Consider the following 17,005-nt stretch of genomic DNA (forward strand, 5'->3'; position numbering starts at 1 on the left):
CCCGCCGCAACCCGTCGGACGAAGTTCTGAACATTCCTTTCTTACTCCCCTAGTTAAATAAGAAGTGAAGCAGTTGTTACGGTGTGGTTAACCGAATGTAATGCTCCCGAGGCGAATGTGCAACAACCGCTGAACAAGCAAATTTATGTCATATGGTCGTGACATCGTTGCTGTACTGGCGAGCAATACGTTTCGTGTTTAAGTTGTTGATTTTGATGATCTCCCGGCATGTTCGCTGCGGGCAAGGTTCCGCGGTGCACCTCGATCGGCAGGGGAACTAGCCCCCACGCGCATGCGACCTTCTCCGAGTGCTGTGCTTGGAGTGCGCCATGCGCCCACGGGTGTGTGGCGCGAACCAGGGCATGTCTTTAAACGCATTCATGAAGTTGTTCGTTGGTCTGCAAGAGGCGCGAACAACGAGGGCTTGCATGTATGAGGCAAGGCCAAAGAAGGCTGACCGCTGGAGTCTTCCTCGTTCCGCGATCACAGGGTTCACGCGCGTACCTGGGCGAAGGTGGCGCGGCGCTGTCGGGTTTTGATGACGTCGCCGGTCAGGCGACGCGCAACGACGTTGCGCGGTGGTTTCATGTCACAGCAGGTCGGCTTCCCCCAGGGCTGTCTGGCGCACGACCCTCGGCGCATGCGCACTTGGGCTGGCCGTAGAGGCCGCTCAGGGCGCGATGTCCCTGGCGGCGTCGTACTTCATGGGTCAGAGACCGCCAGGGCCGCAGTCGTTCTTCAGGAAGTCCTGGATTAGGCCAAGGGTCTGTCGTTGTTGGCGTGGATACCAGGGCAGGCTGTGCGGCTGGTCCGGGATCAGCGCGAACTTGGCCGGAACGATGTCCTTGACCGCCTCGTAAAAGTCCTTGGCATGGAACGATGGCGTACGCACATCGCGGTCGCCGACGAACAACAGCACAGGGATCGTGGCGTTGGCGGTGTTCTGCATCGGGTCCATGCCCTTCAGGGTCTTGCCCTGCAGGATGCGTTGCAGGCGGTTATCGCTCCAGGAGGTGCTCAACTTCCCGAGGTTGGTGACCGGTGCGCCGGCGATGGCGCACTGGTAGGGCGATGGCTTGCGCACGGTGGCCGCAGCCGCGGCGAAACCGCCGTAGGAATAGCCGAAGATCGCGATTCGGTCCTTGGATGCATAACCTTCCGAGACCAGCCATGCGGCGCCGTCGTCGTTGTCGTCGGACATTTTCTGGCCCCATTCGCGATCGCCGGCGACCCACAGGTCACGCCCCAGGCCCTGGCTGCCGCGGTACTGCGGACGCAGTACCGCGTAACCGCGCGAGGTCAGCAGCGGCACCCAGCCGGACATGTCCCAGCCCATGTAGTCGCGCGCCCACGGGCCGCCGTGCGGATTGATGACCGCCGGACCGGCCGGGTCGCCCTGCTTCCAGCCGGCCGGCAGGTCGAGGATGGCCGGGATCTTGCGGCCGTCGCGCGCGGTATAGGTCACCCAGCGTTCTTCCACGGAAAAGCCGTTTTTGCCGATCCAGGGTCTGGAGCTTCCCAGCGGCGTGACGGTCTGCTTGTCGGTCAGCAGGTAATAGCTGGGCGGCTGGTCGGCGCTCTGCGCGGTGAAGAACACCTTGGACAGGTCGTCGGTGTAGGAACCCAGCGTGATGCTTTGCCCCGGCAAGGCCTTCTTCAGGCTGTCCTGGATCGACTTCAGGGCCGGGTCCACGTACACGGACTGGCGCGAGGGTCCGTCCACGGTGAAGCCGACGACCTTGTTGAAGTTGCTCGGTTGCGTGCCGAAGATCAGCCCGGCGATGGAGAAGTTTTGATCGGCGACCACCGGGTCGGCGTCGTACTTGCGCTGCGCGGGGTCGTAAAGACGCACCTGCGCCTTGTCGGAGAACTGGTCGGTCAGGATGTAGTACTTGCCGGTCGCGTCGTCCATGCCCAGCACGTCCACCACATTGCGCGAGGTGATCTTGGTGGTCAGCGGCGCATGCACGGAGAATTGCCCGGATTTCGGGTCTAGCAGCAGAACCTGCTGTTCATAGTCGCCGCCGGCCCCGTCGATTTGCTGTTTGGCCAGCACTTTGCCGTTGCGATGGTCGAACAGCGACGGCACCGCGCGCGAGTCGCCGCGGAACAGCAGTTCGGTCTGCCCGGTCTTCAGGTTGTACAGGTAATAGTTGGACGACAGGCTGACTTCGCTCAACTGCTGGATGACTACCCGATCAGGGTCAAGGGGAAGCATGTCCACGAGCGATGCGGTGCCGCTCAGTTCCAGGCACAGCTGCGTATCAGCGCTGACGCCGATCTTCCGCGCATTGTCCGCGAACGCCTCCTTGAAGTCCTTCTGGTCGTCGCCAGTCAGATAAGTCTTGGAGACGAAGGTACGGGTGGAACCAGAGGAGTTTCCTTCGCCGCAACCGCCGAGACGTCCGGTCCACTCTTGCCGGGCCACGGTCAGGATCTTGTCCGACTTCAGGGCGAACGCGGAAATGAACTTCATCTTGTCGCCGGATGGGGTGACCACGGTGGGTCCCTTGGACAGCGCCGACGTGTCCCATGTGGCCAGGGCGGTCTCATCCGGATTCTGCGGCGACGGAATGAGGCCCACGATATGTTTTCCGTCGGGGCTCATCGTGACCGACTGAAGCGCGGGCAGGCGTGCCAGGTCCTCGATCGGAATCGGTTGGATAGCGTGCGCCGCCGTACTCGCCAGCAACGCGGAAACCCCCAAGGCAAGGCTCCAATGCCACGTCGAGTGAATTCTTGTCATGCAACATTCCCCAGTAATGAGCGAACTAAACAACTGTCGCAGGTAAGTAAAAATGAACAATACGTGAATATAGCAGAACTTGACCCGCCCGCACTCTACGTGCGAGTGCAAGCGCACGTGGAGTGCCGTTCGTCCTGCCTTGCGGTCGACAATGCTGAGCACGCCGCTGTGGCGCGTCGATGTGATCCATAACCGGTCGGACTTCAGGAGGACGCACATTCCGGCAAAGCGGCGACCGGCCACTCGGCCCGCCCTTGTATAGTCGTAGGATAAAAAAACCCCTGGGCATCGCGCTCTGCTTGCCGTCGTGCAATGCACTGCGCAGATGTTCGCCCATTCCCTTTGACAAGTTTTCCGATGACCGATCGCCCGCGTCTCCCCGCCCACGCCGTCCAGCCCAAGCTCGCCCCGCACCCGCGCATCCGCAACGTCATCGCCGTGGGCTCCGGCAAGGGCGGGGTGGGCAAGTCCACCACTGCCGTGAACCTGGCCCTGGCCCTGCAGCGCCAGGGCGCGCGCGTCGGCGTGCTCGATGCCGACGTCTACGGCCCCAGCGTGCCGGCCATGCTCGGCCTGAGCGGACGCCCGGACAGCCCGGACGACAAGAGCATCGAGCCGATGCGCGCCTTCGGCATCGAGGCGATGTCGATCGGGCTGCTGGTGGACCAGGACACGCCGATGATCTGGCGCGGCCCGATGGCGACCTCGGCGCTGACCCAATTGTTCGCCGACACCCTGTGGGACGACCTGGACTACCTGCTGATCGACCTGCCGCCCGGCACTGGCGACATCCAGCTGACCCTGGCGCAGAAGATCCCGGTGGCCGGTGCGGTGATCGTCACCACCCCGCAGGACATCGCCACGCTGGACGCGAAGAAGGCGCTGAAGATGTTCGAGAAGGTCGAGGTGCCGGTGTTGGGCATCGTCGAGAACATGGCGGTGCACACCTGCAGCCAGTGCGGCCATGTCGAGCACCTGTTCGGCGAGGGCGGCGGCCAGCGCATGGCGCAGCAGTACGGCGTGCCGCTGCTGGGGTCGCTGCCGCTGGCGATCGCGATCCGCGAGCAGGGCGACGCCGGCACCCCGGTGGTGGCCGCGGCACCGGACTCGGCCGCGGCGCAGGCCTACCTGGTCACCGCGCAGCGCCTGACCGAGGAACTGCGCAAGCGTCCGCGCGCCGCCATCCCGATCTCCGCGGCGTTGGGCTGAGCGGCGCGCGGCGCCTGCCGCGAACGCCCTGGGACCGGTAGAATCGCCGGTCATTGCGGCCGGCCCCATCGGTCGGCCGCGCTCCCGGCGCGCAGGCTGCGGCCGCCGCCACCGGCATCAGGAACCCCCCATGAGCATCAAGAGCGACCGCTGGATCCGCCGCATGTCCGAACAGCACGGCATGATCGCGCCCTACGAGCCGGGCCAGGTCAAGCAGGTCGACGGCCAGCGCATCGTCAGCTACGGCACCTCCAGCTACGGCTACGACGTGCGCTGCTCGCGCGAGTTCAAGGTGTTCACCAACATCAACTCGACCATCGTCGACCCCAAGCACTTCGACCCCAAGAGCTTCGTCGACATCGAGGCCGACGAGTGCATCATCCCGCCCAACAGCTTCGCGCTGGCGCGCACGGTGGAATTCTTCCGCATCCCGCGCGACACCCTGGTGGTGTGCCTGGGCAAGAGCACCTATGCGCGCTGCGGCATCATCGTCAACGTCACCCCGCTTGAGCCGGAGTGGGAAGGCCACGTGACCCTGGAGTTCAGCAACACCACGCCGTTGCCGGCGCGCATCTACGCCAACGAAGGCGTGGCGCAGATGCTGTTCTTCCAGTCCGATGCCGACGACGTCTGCGAGACCAGCTACAAGGACCGCGGCGGCAAGTACCAGGGCCAGACCGGCGTGACCCTGCCCAAGACCTGATCTCCCACTCCCTTCTTTCCGACAGCACAAGGAGCGCGCAATGAACGACCCCAATCCCTACCAGGCCCCCGACGCGGCGTTGCCGCCCGCGCTGCCGGGCATCGCCGACGGTGAGACCCTGGCCGGACGCGGCGAGCGCCTCGGCGCGGCGCTGATCGACGGCGTGATCTCGCTGGCGACGTTCCTGCCGGTGGCGGCGCTGACCGGCTATTTCGGCAAGGTCATGGAGGCCGCGCGCAGCGGCGTGCAGGTGCCGTTCCTGACCACCCTCGGCTACGGCGTGCTGGGCATGGTGATCTTCCTGCTGGTGCAGGGCTACCCGCTGGCCAAGACCGGCCAGACCTGGGGCAAGAAGCTGCTGTGGATCCGCATCGCCGACCTGGACGGTGGGCAGCCGCCGTTCTGGCGCCTGATCGTGCTGCGCTATCTGTCGACCCAGGCGATCTCGCTGGTGCCGATCGTGGGCGGCATCTACGCCCTGGTGGACGCGCTGTTCATCTTCCGCCAGGACAAGCGCTGCCTGCACGACCTGATCGCCGGCACCCGCGTGGTCAACGTCCGCCGCTGAGCCAGCGGTCGCGACGCAGTAGCGGGGTGGGGATCGCCCAGGCGAATCCCCACTCCCAAATCCCCAATCCCGGCTCCACCTACTTGCCGCGGCCGAACAGCATGCCCACGCCGACCGCGACCAGGATCGCCGGCCACCAGGTGGCGATCAGCCGGCCCAGGCTCAAGTTGGTCCAGCCCAGGTTGTTGGCCAGGAACACCAGGCCGATCACGATCAGCACGATGGCGGCGATCACATTGGATTTCATGGAGGCGCGGCTTCCGTAAAAAGGGCGCCTATCGTAGCCGCTGGCGCCACGCCGCAACACGCGCCTGCAACTCCTCGGCCGGCAGGCGCTGTGCGGTGCCGCTGCCCCACACCGGGCCGGGCCACGCCGCATCGTCCGGGTGCCGCCCCAGCACGTGCACGTGCAGTTGCCGCACCACGTTGCCCAGCGCGCCGATGTTGAGCTTGTGCACGCCCGGCTGCTGCCGCAGCAACTGCGAGAGCTGGTTGATCTCGGCCAGCAGCAGGCGCTGCTGGCCGCCGTCCAGGTCGATCCACTCGCTGGCCTCGGCCACCCGCGGTACCAGCAGCAGCCAGGGGAAGCGCGCGTCGTCCATCAGCCGCACCTGCGACAGCGGCCCGTCGGCGACGAACGCGCTGTCGGCCTGCAGCCGCGGGTCGAGGACGAAGTCGGCCACGCCGCGGCTCAGCCCAGGTGCTCGGCGAGGAACGCCAGGCTGCGTTCGCGGGCGAGCTCGGCGCTGTCGGCGTCGTAGTGGTTCGGGTCCACGTGGCGGTCGAAGCCGTGGCCGGCCGGGTACACGAAGGTCTGCATCTGCGGCAGCTTTTCGCGGTGCTGCTGGATCGACTCGGCCGGGATGCTGCCGTCCTGCGCGCCGAAGTGGAACAGCACCGGCGCCTTCGGCGTTTCGTCCAGGAACTGGGTGTTGCGGCCGCCGTAGTAGCTCACCGAGGGCAGGTCCAGGCGTAGCGCCGACAGCAGCGCGACGCTGCCGCCCCAGCAATAGCCGAGGGTGCCGACCTTGCCGGCCGGCGCCAGCGCCTGCGCGGCCGCCTGCACGATGTCCAGGGCGCGGTCGAAGCCGAGCGCGCCGACCAGCTCCAGGCCCTTGCGCACGCCGTCCTGGTCGTAGGCCAGCTGCGCGTCCTTCTCGACCGGATCGAACAGTGCCGGCGCCAGCACCTCATAGCCGTGGGCGGCGTAGCGGTCGGCGACCTCGCGGATGTAGTCGGTCACCCCGAAGATCTCCTGGATGACGACCAGGCCGCCGCGCGGCGCGCCCTCGGGCAGGGCGTGCCAGGCGGAAACCTGGCCGTGAGCGGTGTCGAGGGTAGTCCAGTGGCCCATGCGGGGAATCCTGTGGAGTGGGGGAAGCGGCGGATTATCCATGGCCCAGGCTAAGCCGGGGTGAGCGGGCGCACACCGGCCGGGCCGCGTCGGCGGCCCCGGCCCGGTATACTTCGCGCGCTGTATTTCTCCCAGGCCCCCGGACCCCGGCCCCAATGTCTCTCGCGACCCCCAAAGTCGGCTTCGTCAGCCTCGGCTGCCCAAAAGCAAGTCTATTTATACCTGTTGGCGGGCGGTGCTGTAAGCGTGTCGCTGAGCATTCGTAGCGCTCTGACGAGCTGATTGCCGACGGGCTTGACGGCTTTTTGTGATTGCTCAAACGCGATAAGAAATGGTGCCGCTGGTGTTGGTTTTTCGCCTAGAAACCCTATCGCAGAGTAGTGGGCCTGGCGGGTCGCTTCCCTGCTAAAGGTTGAGTCGTTCTCGAACATTTCCCCATAGCCGAATCGGGCTTCCAGGGCGTTGAGGCGGGTCGTATCTTCGGAGTGGTCGCGCCCACAGGCATGCCGAAACAGTAGCCTTAGGGCTCAACCTGGAGATCAATCGCTCCCTCCAGCAGTCGCAGTTGCAGAAGCGTGATGCCTGCGCCCTCACGAGTGCACGAATGTCAGCCTGCAAGGCGCGAAGGTGGGCGCTCGATAGCTACGCAGACCGGCGTTTCCAGTCACGAGGGATAAGGCCCTCGCCCGACGCTTTGGTCCAGCGCTCCTTCGTCGCTGACACGTAGCGAGGATCCGACGGAAAGTAGGCATGCTCCAGCAGGAGTACTTGCAAGCCGCTGCGTGCTTCAACCTCTTTGAATAGGAAGTCGATGTGCTGTCGCATGGCCACATAGTCCTCGTCATCAGAAATCGAGATCTCATCCGGTCGGGACTCATCTAAGTCAGCGTCGACCTCGGCGACATCCTCATCCCCGTCGTCGTTAACTTTATCGGCATCCCGATCCTGATTGGGGAAGTAGGGCCGGCTGAGCTGGTCAAGGACGATGACACCTGGTACGGGCCTTCGCTCGGTCTCGAAGTGTCTTTGCAGTCCAAACGCCAGCGCGACGTGAACTGCCAGCCAATTTTGATCCGAACCTAGATCCGCCATCGAGAGCACCGCACGTTCAGGTACGGCCTCAATGACAGAGATGGAAGGCTCGCGAGCCGAGAAGATAAGTTCTGCATCAACACAGGGCTCAACCTTTGGCAACTTTGAGAAAACCTCGGAGGCGTACCGTGAGACGGCCGCTTCGGCCCGACGCATGCGGATTCGTCGGCTGTCAGCGTCAACCTTCGCTTCTAGTTCGGCAATTTCATCTCGCTGCTTAGTTAGGTCCTTGGATGGTTTCAGAAGCTGGTCGTCAACGGTTTCAAGGAAGTATGTCGCTTTGCCGCGGAAGAAGGATTGGAACTGAGCAAGGTCGGCAAATTGCTTGGCCTCAGCAATCTGGCTCAGCGCGGACGCGACTCCAGCATCGAGTTCCCTTAGCAGTCCGCTGAGCTCTTCAATTCGCTTCCTCAACTGATCCGACGCCTCGCCGATCTGTGGCCTGAGACGCCCGACTGCGCTCGTCTCAGCACGAATTGTCTCGAGTGATTGCCTCATGGCGACGGCGATCTCGGCGCCAGCGTCCGTTTCGGAGTCGCAGACTGGACACTTCCTGGGCACGTCCATCAGATGGAGGTGCTCGGCAATCCGGAGCTTCTGGTACTGGGTTCCTACTGCAGCTTCGTAGTCCAACGATTCCTGTTCAGTGATGGCCAGCGCTCGAAGCTTGCGTTTTGTCTGGTTCAACTCCTTCAGTGTGGCTTGGCGGCGCTCCTGCAGTGAGTCAAGCTGGTCAGCCCCTGGGTACTGCAGCGGTCGAGCTGCTGGCGAAGCTGCCCTACGTAACATGGTGATAAGGATGGCTTCGTCAGCTTCTTCGGGCGTACGCTCAATGAGTCCAAGTTGCTGCGCTTCACCCAGCAGTATCCGAGATCTCTGCTTTAGCAAGCTGTCCTTTGCGACACGGGCTTCTTCACGAGCAGTGTCGATCTCCAGAGCTCTGCGTGCCTGTCGAAGGCGACGCTCGGCCGCCGCCGTTGACCCAGTCACCACGCCCAAGAAGTAGGGCATCGTCGAGATGATGGGCGGGGCTTTGCGGTTGTCGTCAAGCCCGTGAAGCAGCACCGTCTCGCTATCGATCACCTCCTTCGTGACGAACATGTATGGCGTGAACTGGCGAACTGACGGTCTGTCAAGTGAATTTCTTTCGGGCTGCTCAGAGTCTTCTGCGGGCATCGTCTCAATGCCGAAGGCCTCTCCCAATCTGGTCTTGCTGACTGCAACCAGTCCTCTGCCTTCAAACTCCTCCACAGAGTGAGGAACCTTTAGGTTTCTTCCCGTAGTCACATACATGTAGGAATTTGGTGCCTTGCCGACAAGCGGGACTTGGCGGCACGAGATCATCTCGTCGGCACCTCTTATCCACTTTACTCCCACAGCGACGCAGCGGCGCCTCACATAGACGGGAAGCTGGCACTTTGACGATCCCAGGCAATAGTCCAATGCTTTGATGATCGCCGACTTGCCCGTTCCAGATGCGCCAGTGATGATGTTCACACGGTCAGCATCCAATTCGATGATTCGGAAAGCGCCTTCCTCACCGATGAAGAAGACGCTGGCGATGTTCCATCGTTTCATACGGAAACTCCTAATACTTCCAAGACGGACCTGGGCGAGCCCATGCCGGCCATCCAAGTCCCCAGCAGGCGTGCCCGCTTAAATGAAGCACCAGTCAGGCCGGTTGTCACTGCTGCAGGTAACGTTTTTCGAGTACTCTCAACGCTGCCGTCCGCTGTGAGTTTGAAGATGCCGGCGATGCAGCCAAAGCGAATGGCGATGGTCGTGATTTCTAGCGTCGAGTTGACCTTCTTTGCCAAGTCGACTGAAATCGTAGGGTTTCGGCTCATCCATAGGGTGAGCCCTGTCTCATGGTTACAGCCATCAAAGGTTGGCGCCAAGTCTTCCGAAATTGCTAGGGGTACGACTAGGTAGACCAATGCGACTGCCGGGCGAACGTCAGGCCGTGCCGCTTGGTAGGATAAGCAAAACTGTGTTAGCACCGCGCCGCAGAATGCTGGATTTGTCTCGGCGAAGACATCGCGAGCAGCGATCATGCACAGCCCTTCAATAAAGTCACGTAGTCAGGGTGCCATCCAACGCTTTGCTCAACCGCTAACACTTGATAGCTGCCGCGCACGTAGTAGGAGGAGTTCCAGTTTTGAGCGAAAGGATCGACTTCCCTGTGGGCTTGGAAGAATGACCACTTAAAGATCCCCAACCCAGCAGCGCGCTTCTCGTCTTCCGCGGCCAAATGATGCTGCTCGGCCATCGGCTTGTGTCGGTATCTCCATTCCTGCACCAGATATTTGTCGTATCGATCGATACGTACGGCCATGTCCATTCGCTCAGTCATCCATTTGTGGCGCTGGGACCTTGCCTTCCATTCTTCGTGTTGCGCTGACTGAATCTCTGACATAGTGCAGCCCACGAGTTCTAGCTGCGTGGCGATCATTGACGGCGGATTGTGGTCATCGGGTGGGAACTGGAACTGAAAGTCGGCGAGCAGTTCTTCGCGTGCCAGTTCGCCGGCAATCTCGAGCAATCGCTGCAGGACCTCAAGTCTGGTGATGAATCGCTCCCTCTTGCCGCAGAACGAGTAAACGATCTGCAGGTCCCACCACTCCACGAGGCGCTGCGAAATTGCTTCACGCTGGTCCGGAGGGAAGTTCGTAAGCGCGCTAGTGATGTCGAGTTGAATTTTATTGATGTCGTGCGCAGCAGGTTGGATTGTCGCCCTCGATAGGAGCTTGTTGCGGGTCGTCTCCGGGAGAGCGAGAAAGGCAGAACAGCCTGGTAGTCTCTCGACGTGCGGCAAGGGGTTCTTGCCACTTGCCTCAGCTGCAGCGTGCTCATCTATCACTCGTTTGGCCTCTGCTTCCAGACATTTCAAGAGATCGCTGCGTGAGCTCTTTTCATCAAGCAGAGGCGCTAGGACGCTCCCCGGCGGCAAAGGCGCCACAGTGACGAGTTGGAAGCGCGTATCGTCAAGGCTTAGCTTCGGTAGCACGTCGATCCATGCTCTGAGTGTCTTCCAGAGGGCCACGGAGGCAAGGCTCACTCCCTTCGGCTTTTTGCTCAGGGAGTGCTTGAGCTGAACCAGTAGCGATTTTCCGTTTAGGACAATCTCCACATCGTCTAAACGCTCCAAACACACAGTGGCGTCGTCTTCAACAGCTTTGACAGCGGCTAGCAGTCCATATAGCGATTGATAGTAAAACCCCAAAGCCGCATCGATAGCGGAGTGATCATTTCCTGTGATCTTAGTCCCAGAACTCATGTCTTCCCCCTGACACGACGCCCTCTCAACGTGGGGCATGCTATTTGAGCATACCTTAATGAATCGTCCCGGGATTCCAAGAGGCTGTTTGGTTTAAGTCAGACCACGGCCTCGATGTTCTGAATGGCGAGTTGCCAGTAGCAGTTTGCCTCGGCTTCTGCTACGGGGATACACCCGATGGCTTCGCCCTAGAAGTACTCCCACCAACCCCGAGATGGAACTGCTCGCTCGATGTCAAGACGCCTGCTGCCGTAGGAGTGGTCATGGCTGCTCCGCTCCTAGTTTTGCCTGGAGCGCTTTCTGCTCATCCTCATCAATGCTTTCCAGACGGGCATAGCGTGCCTTCCTGCGTGCTGCCATCGTCGGATACCACCCGGTAGGGCACCCCGGGGACTGGCATTAGCCATTCGTCATGGAGGTTCAGTTCCATGAAGAGTGGCTCTTGTTTCAGAGTCCTCTACCGGCAGGGGCACTCAAAGTTTGGGCGCTTCTTGATTGGTGTCCCACAGCCAGAAGGTTTCGCCATAGGCACTGCCTTCTATGGCCGGCATGACCTCTCCGGCCTTGAAATAGCGGCGGCTGCCGGTTTTGGCTGGGGTGTGCCACCAGCCGGCCTGGGGGCAGGGCTGGCCGCCGGGCACACGACCCGCGCTGCCTTGGAGCCCGAGGGCCGAGGCGCCAGGCTTGAGGCGTGCAATCGAGTCGTTGGCGCGTGCCCAATCCGCCAAATCCTTGGGATAAAGAATGTGGTCGCGGAAACTGCTGTCGTCGATGCCGTTGATGACACAGATGGCGGCGGCCTCGAAGGACCAGTAGCCGTAGTAGGGCATGTACTGCCCCTCGACGCCCTTTAGATGACCGTCATGCCAAGGGGCACCCTCGAAGCTCTTGTACCAGCCGTCCAGGTACTCTTTGATCTTCTTGCTTGCCTCAATCGGTTCTTCGTCCAGATAAAGCGCGTCGATCAGTGGATCGTATGGCTTGGTGTGGAAGTATTCCCCGGTTTCACTGGAGTCAGGCAGCGCGGGGTCAATCAAAAATTCATAGAGCAAATCGGTGTGACGATAGCTTTGGGTCCATTTCGCAACCTTTCTTAGGGCATCGCCATCACCTAGCAAGACGCCCAGGCTCACAACATCCAGTGCAAGTTGGAAATGGTAAAAATATTCGAATTCTAATGGCGTGCCATCGTTGCGGAGATCCTCCCCGGATTCTAGGGCTAGAGCCCTTATGTATTCGCGGTAGGCATCGTGCCAATTGCCAAGCGCCTGAATGACTTCGGTGTAGATTGGGCTGATTTCCTTTATGGGCCGGCCTGCTGTGTAATGAATTCTGAGGAGATTGAGCGTGTCTTTGAAGATTCCGCCTTCACCATAGGGGTCTAAGTCGCCAAGTGATTTTTGCTCTTGAATCGACTTTTTAAGTTCTTCCGTAAGGAATGCAAGCGCTTTAAGGTTGAGTTTGTAGTATTCAAGACTCAAAAACTTCTGCCTGCGTTTGGTGCGAAATTCTTCTGCAGTCATTTTTTTTCCTGTTTGGCTGGCTCTGGTTATCTTGGGCGAGGGGGCGGCTGTTTTTGTTTTTTGTGGTTGGTACTTCATTGGGGCTCTTCGTGATGTTGGTGGGGCGAGCCTTCTCTCTTGCTTTGGCTACGGCGTCAATATCAGTGTTGGCCCATTCCCGAGTAATGCCGTGAGTAGGGTGGGGGTGTAATTCCGTTACCGATTTGTTGGAGGTGTAAAGCTCTGTGAGCGCTTGTGCATGATCGAGAGCCCCATCGGATTCAAAGTTGATGAGCAGAACGCGGCGGGTGCAACGTTTACTCCGCAAGGCCGCTGTGGCTGACAGTCCGACTTTTTCTCCTGGAGCCCGGTCAGCCACCCACTCCCTAGACATTTGCACCATCCGAAATTCCACCCCCCGCTTGTCGCTGCTATCACTGAGCAGGTAATGCAGCAGTTCCTGGCTGGGGTTCAATCCCGAGACTTTCAGTATCGCGCCTTTGCCGGTGAGGAATTTCCCCAGGCGATAGGCGGCAGCGATGCTCTCCCGGGCCTTGGCCTCCGTGACGGGGTAGCTTTGCCCATGCTGCCAGACCGCATCGATGCCTGCGTGGTTGAGCTTCGGCAGGTCGGCCTCGCTGAGGTTGACGGGACGCTGGTCCACATTGAGCTTTCTGATGTGCTCGGGTGCCCAATGATCGCTGGGTTGATCGTGCGGCCAGTGGCCGCCCAGCCGCTTGAGTTCGTGGTAATCGGCCATGTGCTCGCCGATCAGTCCCTTTTGCCGCTTGGCGATGTTCTGGTAGGCCTTGCGCGTGACCTGCACGGCAGCGTGAAGGGGGCCGCCGCCTTTGCGGGCATCGGCTTCTGCCCGGCCGCCGACTTTCTTCGCCGGCTGGCGGGCGGGGATATGGCCGCGGGGCTGGATGTCCGCCGCGTTGTGCCCGGTGCGCGTCCGCGTGCCGGGTGTGGCCGAGGCCATGGCCGCGCGTTGGCCCACGGCCATGACCACAGCGGCTGCCTGCTCGCCCAGCAGGTCTTCGAGGAATTCCCGGATCTCCTTGCTGGCCCGCTCCAGCTGCGCCTTGATCTGCGTGCGCAGCTTTCGCATGCCCGGCAGCAGGTCACGTGCCAGTTGCTGCACGGAGTCGGGAATGAGCCAATCTTTCCAGCCGCTGGCGGTGGCCATGAACTCCATGAGTTCGATACATGCCCCCATCGCCGTATCGACTTCCGAGATGGCTGCCTGGGTCCTGGGGCCCCATTTGCCCAGCAACTCCTGGCGCACCCATCGGATGGCTCCTCCTTTGCCCAGACCCAGCAAGCCTTCCACGGCCTGCAAGCCGCTGTGGACGGTGCCCTTGGCGGCGCGGCGTTCCCGCCACAGGGGCTTGAACACCGTCTTGAAGGCGCTGCCCACTTCCGGAATGGCCCCGAATGCCGCGAATCCCAGATTGACGAGTTCATCGGTCCCGGCTTTGTTGAAGCCCCCGCGCTGGCAGCCCGGGAGGCTGGGGCAGGGCGAGTGGCAAGGCTTGCTGTGATCTCAGAGCGTGGGCGCTTCTTGATTGGTGTCCCAGAGCCAGAAAGTCTCACCGTAGGCGCTGCCTTCGATGACGGGCATGACTTCGCCGGCCTTGAAGTAGCGGCGGCTGCCGGTTTTGGCTGGTCCTGGGGGGCCATGGGCACGCTGCTACAGGATGGCCGTGGCCTTGGTGAGCAGCCAGATGCCGACGACCAGCAGCATCGCGCCCACGGCCACGGTCAGGCCGAACTGGCCCCAGGTGGCGCGGCCGGTGTGGATTTCCGAGTAGCGCGTGTAGGCGTGATAGCAGACGCCGACGAACATGGAAGCCACGACGAGCAGCGCGACGAGCAGCGCGACGATCAGCACGATGTCGTAGCCATAGTTCTGCAGCGTCTGCAGGATGCCCTTGCCGGCTCCGCGCGACGGGTCTTCCATCGTGGGCAGGCCGACCGCGAACGCGGGTGTCGCTATCGCCAGCAGGGTGGCCGTCGCGAGGATGGGAACGGTGCGCGTGGCGCGACGTCGGGGGAGGGTGGATGCTTGCATGGCAGGTCCTCGGTTCATCGGATTTCTCGGGAAAGGCGGGATTAGCGGGAAAGCAGCAGGAAGGTCAGCACGAGGTACAGCGCGAGGAAGCGGACAACCACCGCGAGAAACTGGCGCTGCGACAAGCGCTGCTCGGCCCAGCCCGCGTAGGCGGCGCGCATGGCCCACACGCCCCAGAGCAGCAGCACGGCGAACACGAAACCCAGCACGACATCGGCGACGGCCGAGGCCGGGAACCCGCCGTTGGCCTGGAAGGCAGCGAGCCGGTCCGCGGTCGCGGTCATCGCCGCTGCTCCGCAGGTGCCGGTCTCGGCGCGCTGTCGCGCGTGTACTGGCCTGCCAGTGCGGACGGGTCGCGCGGCTGCGCGCGCACCGGGACCAGATAGCTGGCGACGCCCGGCTGCATGCGGCGCACGTCGTCGTGCAGGCGCGCGTAGTCGAAGTGGTATCGGGACGGTTCGGGGGCAGCGGCAGGAGCTGCCGTGGCGGCGAGCCGGTCTGCCTGGTCGAGCAGACGCTGTGCCCCTGCCAACCGCTCGCGTTCAAGGGCGCCGTCGGCCCGAGCCGATGTCGTGCCGCAAAGAAGTGCCACGGCCAGCACGCCGGACAGGGGGAGGCGAGGGGATGCGGCGTGGCTGGCCGTGGCACGCGAGGTCATGTCGGTCTCCTTGCTGTGGGGAGACTCGATGCTGCGCAGGCGCACGGATGGGCGCCGCCATCAATGAGGACGTGGCTTACACCGCATTGAGGGTCATGACGCGATGTGCTGGTTGCGCGTTCCTGGATGTTGCACCAAGGAATCCTGAGGCAGCATGCATTCGCGGTCGGGATGTGCTGCACCGAAGGGTCAGGGCTTCTGACCCTGCCGGTGAATGCCTCGGGGCGATTGGTGGGAGCCGAGCCGGATGGGAAGACGTTTTAGGGGTCTACCGTTATCACGTGAATAACGAATGTGTTGCCCATGCCATCCGACCTCGATAGCGTCGGAAATCTAGGGAAAAAGGACGCTGGAATGCAAGCTCTGTGTCGTTTGACACAGGCATCCGCGACAAGAAAAATACATGGAGCTGCCCTTCAGGAACAAAATTCAAGGAGGATCAAACGATGAGATACACGTGGCTTTTCGTCGCAGCCTGCGCAATAGCGCTGTCCAGTACTGCCCAGGCCCAGGATGCCAAGCCTTTGGACCAGTTGGAGGTCATCTCCCGCAGCTACGCAAAGGACAATCACGTGGCTGAAGCGGAAGCCTCGCGGCGCCTGGAGCTCAGGCAGGTGCTTGCCCGGTCGGAGATCGAGGCTTTCAAAGCGGACTACGCCGACCGTCTCGATACCTCGTATTGGGACGATAGCCGCGACGGGTTCAAGCTCGTGCTGCGACTCAAGCAGGGTCCGCTACCCGCTATCCATGAGTTGTCCACGGCGCACGGAACCATCCCGGTGAAGTTCACGCTGGTGTCCGGCAAGACGCTGGACGAGATCAGCGCCATCCTGGCGTCGAACCAAGCACACCTACAGGAGCAGGTGCCCGGCTTGCAGGGCACTGGTATCGATGAGGTGGATGCTGCGATCGTGCTTTATGTGTTCGTCCCTGCGGAGGAGCAAGCTGCCTACGAAGCCGAGAACGCAACGCTGAGTCGTCAGCTCGGCGTGCCTGTCAGGTTCAAGTTCCTGCCGGGCCCCATGGAATCAGAACCACAAGAGTCGCCCGAGCCATCGTCCAGCTCAACGCTGCCGACACAGAGTGCGCCAATGGCAACGACCCAGTCCCCCTATGTGCGGGGCGGCTCGCAGATCCTCAATCTGGACAACGAGCACCAGTGCACCGGCGGCTTCATCGTGCGGAACAAAGACAACACCAAGTGGGGCTTGGTCACCGCGGCGCACTGTGGCAAGAACCTCATGTACGGCAACTGGTCGGATGCGTCGAGCGGCGCACAGGTCACTGCGAAGCTGACTTACGAGGACCGGCTTTTCGACGCGACACACGACTTGGCATGGTTTTCTTTCCCAGTTCTGGGCTACCGCCCACTTGGAGAAGTCTTTGCGAGGGACACCTGTTCCAGTTGCGGCGTGGCGATCCTCTCCGCCGCAGCCGCCGTAGCTGGAGATCGGGTATGCCACAGGGGCTTGCAGACCGGTTGGACGTGCGGCGTCGTGTCGAGTAGCACGGCGAGCTTTAGCAGTAAGGAGTGCAACGGACAGGTCTGTGACCCCCTGGCCTACAAGGTGGTAGTGGGGGACGACTTGGCGTGCTTTCGTGGTGACAGTGGCGGGCCGGTCCACTATGGAAATATTGCCTACGGCATCGTCAAAAGCGCTTCCTATGCGGGCGTCGAACCTGGCCGGTGCGGCGCGCTGGTTTTCAGTCCGATTGGCAAGATCGTGGACCTGGGCCTACGGCTTTACTGATTCCGGTATGCCGCACGTCTACCGGCTCTACCACTAGGCTGTATCGACATTCATTTCAGCCACATTGGGAT

16 protein-coding genes are annotated in these 17,005 nt (G+C 61.9%); 4 read left to right on the forward strand and 12 right to left on the reverse strand.

Annotation, left to right across the window (positions count from 1 at the left end):
• Window positions 1–709: 709 nt before the first annotated feature.
• Window positions 710–2,707, reverse strand: coding sequence for a prolyl oligopeptidase family serine peptidase (locus tag D588_RS0105060; RefSeq protein ID WP_026143398.1), 1,998 nt, complete (start codon window positions 2,705–2,707; stop codon window positions 710–712).
• Window positions 2,708–3,103: 396 nt separating this feature from the next.
• On the opposite strand from D588_RS0105060, the gene apbC reads away from it, so the two are divergent.
• From apbC to D588_RS0105075, 3 genes are all read left to right on the forward strand, one after another.
• Complete coding sequence (apbC, locus tag D588_RS0105065) at window positions 3,104–3,955, forward strand: iron-sulfur cluster carrier protein ApbC (RefSeq protein WP_017915197.1); 852 nt, start codon at window positions 3,104–3,106, stop codon at window positions 3,953–3,955.
• A 130-nt stretch (window positions 3,956–4,085) separates the two neighbouring features.
• The gene (gene dcd / locus D588_RS0105070) at window positions 4,086–4,658 is read left to right on the forward strand and encodes a dCTP deaminase (protein WP_010340509.1); all 573 of its coding nucleotides are present in this window, start codon (window positions 4,086–4,088) and stop codon (window positions 4,656–4,658) included.
• A gap of 40 nt (window positions 4,659–4,698) precedes the next feature.
• Window positions 4,699–5,226: an RDD family protein gene (locus tag D588_RS0105075; protein ID WP_017915198.1), complete on the forward strand. Its 528-nt coding sequence runs from the start codon at window positions 4,699–4,701 to the stop codon at window positions 5,224–5,226.
• A 79-nt stretch (window positions 5,227–5,305) separates the two neighbouring features.
• Here the strand turns inward: D588_RS0105075 and D588_RS26995 are convergent, their stop codons facing one another.
• The 11 genes from D588_RS26995 to D588_RS0105125 all read right to left on the reverse strand — a co-directional run bounded on the left by D588_RS26995 (window position 5,306) and on the right by D588_RS0105125 (window position 15,183).
• Window positions 5,306–5,473 carry a DUF5668 domain-containing protein gene (locus D588_RS26995; protein WP_003467495.1) on the reverse strand — a complete coding sequence of 56 codons (168 nt, stop codon included), beginning with the start codon at window positions 5,471–5,473 and terminating at the stop codon, window positions 5,306–5,308.
• 28 nt (window positions 5,474–5,501) lie between these two features.
• Window positions 5,502–5,909 carry an HIT family protein gene (locus D588_RS0105085; protein ID WP_017915199.1) on the reverse strand — a complete coding sequence of 136 codons (408 nt, stop codon included), beginning with the start codon at window positions 5,907–5,909 and terminating at the stop codon, window positions 5,502–5,504.
• An 8-nt stretch (window positions 5,910–5,917) separates the two neighbouring features.
• A complete protein-coding gene (locus tag D588_RS0105090; RefSeq protein WP_017915200.1) occupies window positions 5,918–6,580 on the reverse strand; it encodes a dienelactone hydrolase family protein in 663 nt (220 codons plus the stop codon).
• 642 nt (window positions 6,581–7,222) lie between these two features.
• Window positions 7,223–9,250 carry a DUF3732 domain-containing protein gene (locus D588_RS0105095; protein WP_043083493.1) on the reverse strand — a complete coding sequence of 676 codons (2,028 nt, stop codon included), beginning with the start codon at window positions 9,248–9,250 and terminating at the stop codon, window positions 7,223–7,225.
• Entirely contained in the window at window positions 9,247–9,726 is a 480-nt protein-coding gene (locus D588_RS27650) for a three component ABC system middle component (RefSeq protein ID WP_148829076.1), read from the reverse strand. Before D588_RS27650 ends, D588_RS0105095 begins: the two co-directional genes overlap by 4 nt.
• A complete protein-coding gene (locus D588_RS27655; protein ID WP_026143400.1) occupies window positions 9,723–10,949 on the reverse strand; it encodes an ABC-three component system protein in 1,227 nt (408 codons plus the stop codon). Before D588_RS27655 ends, D588_RS27650 begins: the two co-directional genes overlap by 4 nt.
• A 473-nt stretch (window positions 10,950–11,422) precedes the next feature.
• Window positions 11,423–12,472, reverse strand: a complete 1,050-nt coding sequence (locus D588_RS26385) for a PoNe immunity protein domain-containing protein (protein ID WP_198526729.1) — start codon at window positions 12,470–12,472, stop codon at window positions 11,423–11,425.
• Window positions 12,420–13,871: a hypothetical protein gene (locus D588_RS28145; protein WP_017915204.1), complete on the reverse strand. Its 1,452-nt coding sequence runs from the start codon at window positions 13,869–13,871 to the stop codon at window positions 12,420–12,422. Before D588_RS28145 ends, D588_RS26385 begins: the two co-directional genes overlap by 53 nt.
• A gap of 273 nt (window positions 13,872–14,144) precedes the next feature.
• The gene (locus D588_RS0105115) at window positions 14,145–14,525 is read right to left on the reverse strand and encodes a TIGR03745 family integrating conjugative element membrane protein (RefSeq protein WP_087963658.1); all 381 of its coding nucleotides are present in this window, start codon (window positions 14,523–14,525) and stop codon (window positions 14,145–14,147) included.
• A gap of 41 nt (window positions 14,526–14,566) precedes the next feature.
• Window positions 14,567–14,809, reverse strand: a complete 243-nt coding sequence (locus D588_RS0105120; RefSeq protein ID WP_017915206.1) for a TIGR03758 family integrating conjugative element protein — start codon at window positions 14,807–14,809, stop codon at window positions 14,567–14,569.
• Window positions 14,806–15,183 carry an RAQPRD family integrative conjugative element protein gene (locus tag D588_RS0105125; protein WP_043083498.1) on the reverse strand — a complete coding sequence of 126 codons (378 nt, stop codon included), beginning with the start codon at window positions 15,181–15,183 and terminating at the stop codon, window positions 14,806–14,808. The genes D588_RS0105120 and D588_RS0105125 overlap by 4 nt, the downstream gene beginning before the upstream one ends.
• A gap of 365 nt (window positions 15,184–15,548) precedes the next feature.
• Here D588_RS0105125 and D588_RS0105130 point away from each other — a divergent pair, with 365 nt between their 5' ends.
• Window positions 15,549–16,934: a S1 family peptidase gene (locus tag D588_RS0105130; protein WP_232764226.1), complete on the forward strand. Its 1,386-nt coding sequence runs from the start codon at window positions 15,549–15,551 to the stop codon at window positions 16,932–16,934.
• Window positions 16,935–17,005: the final 71 nt, after the last annotated feature.

This window comes from Xanthomonas sp. SHU 308 (genome assembly GCF_000364645.1).
Lineage (GTDB): Bacteria > Pseudomonadota > Gammaproteobacteria > Xanthomonadales > Xanthomonadaceae > Xanthomonas_A > Xanthomonas_A sontii.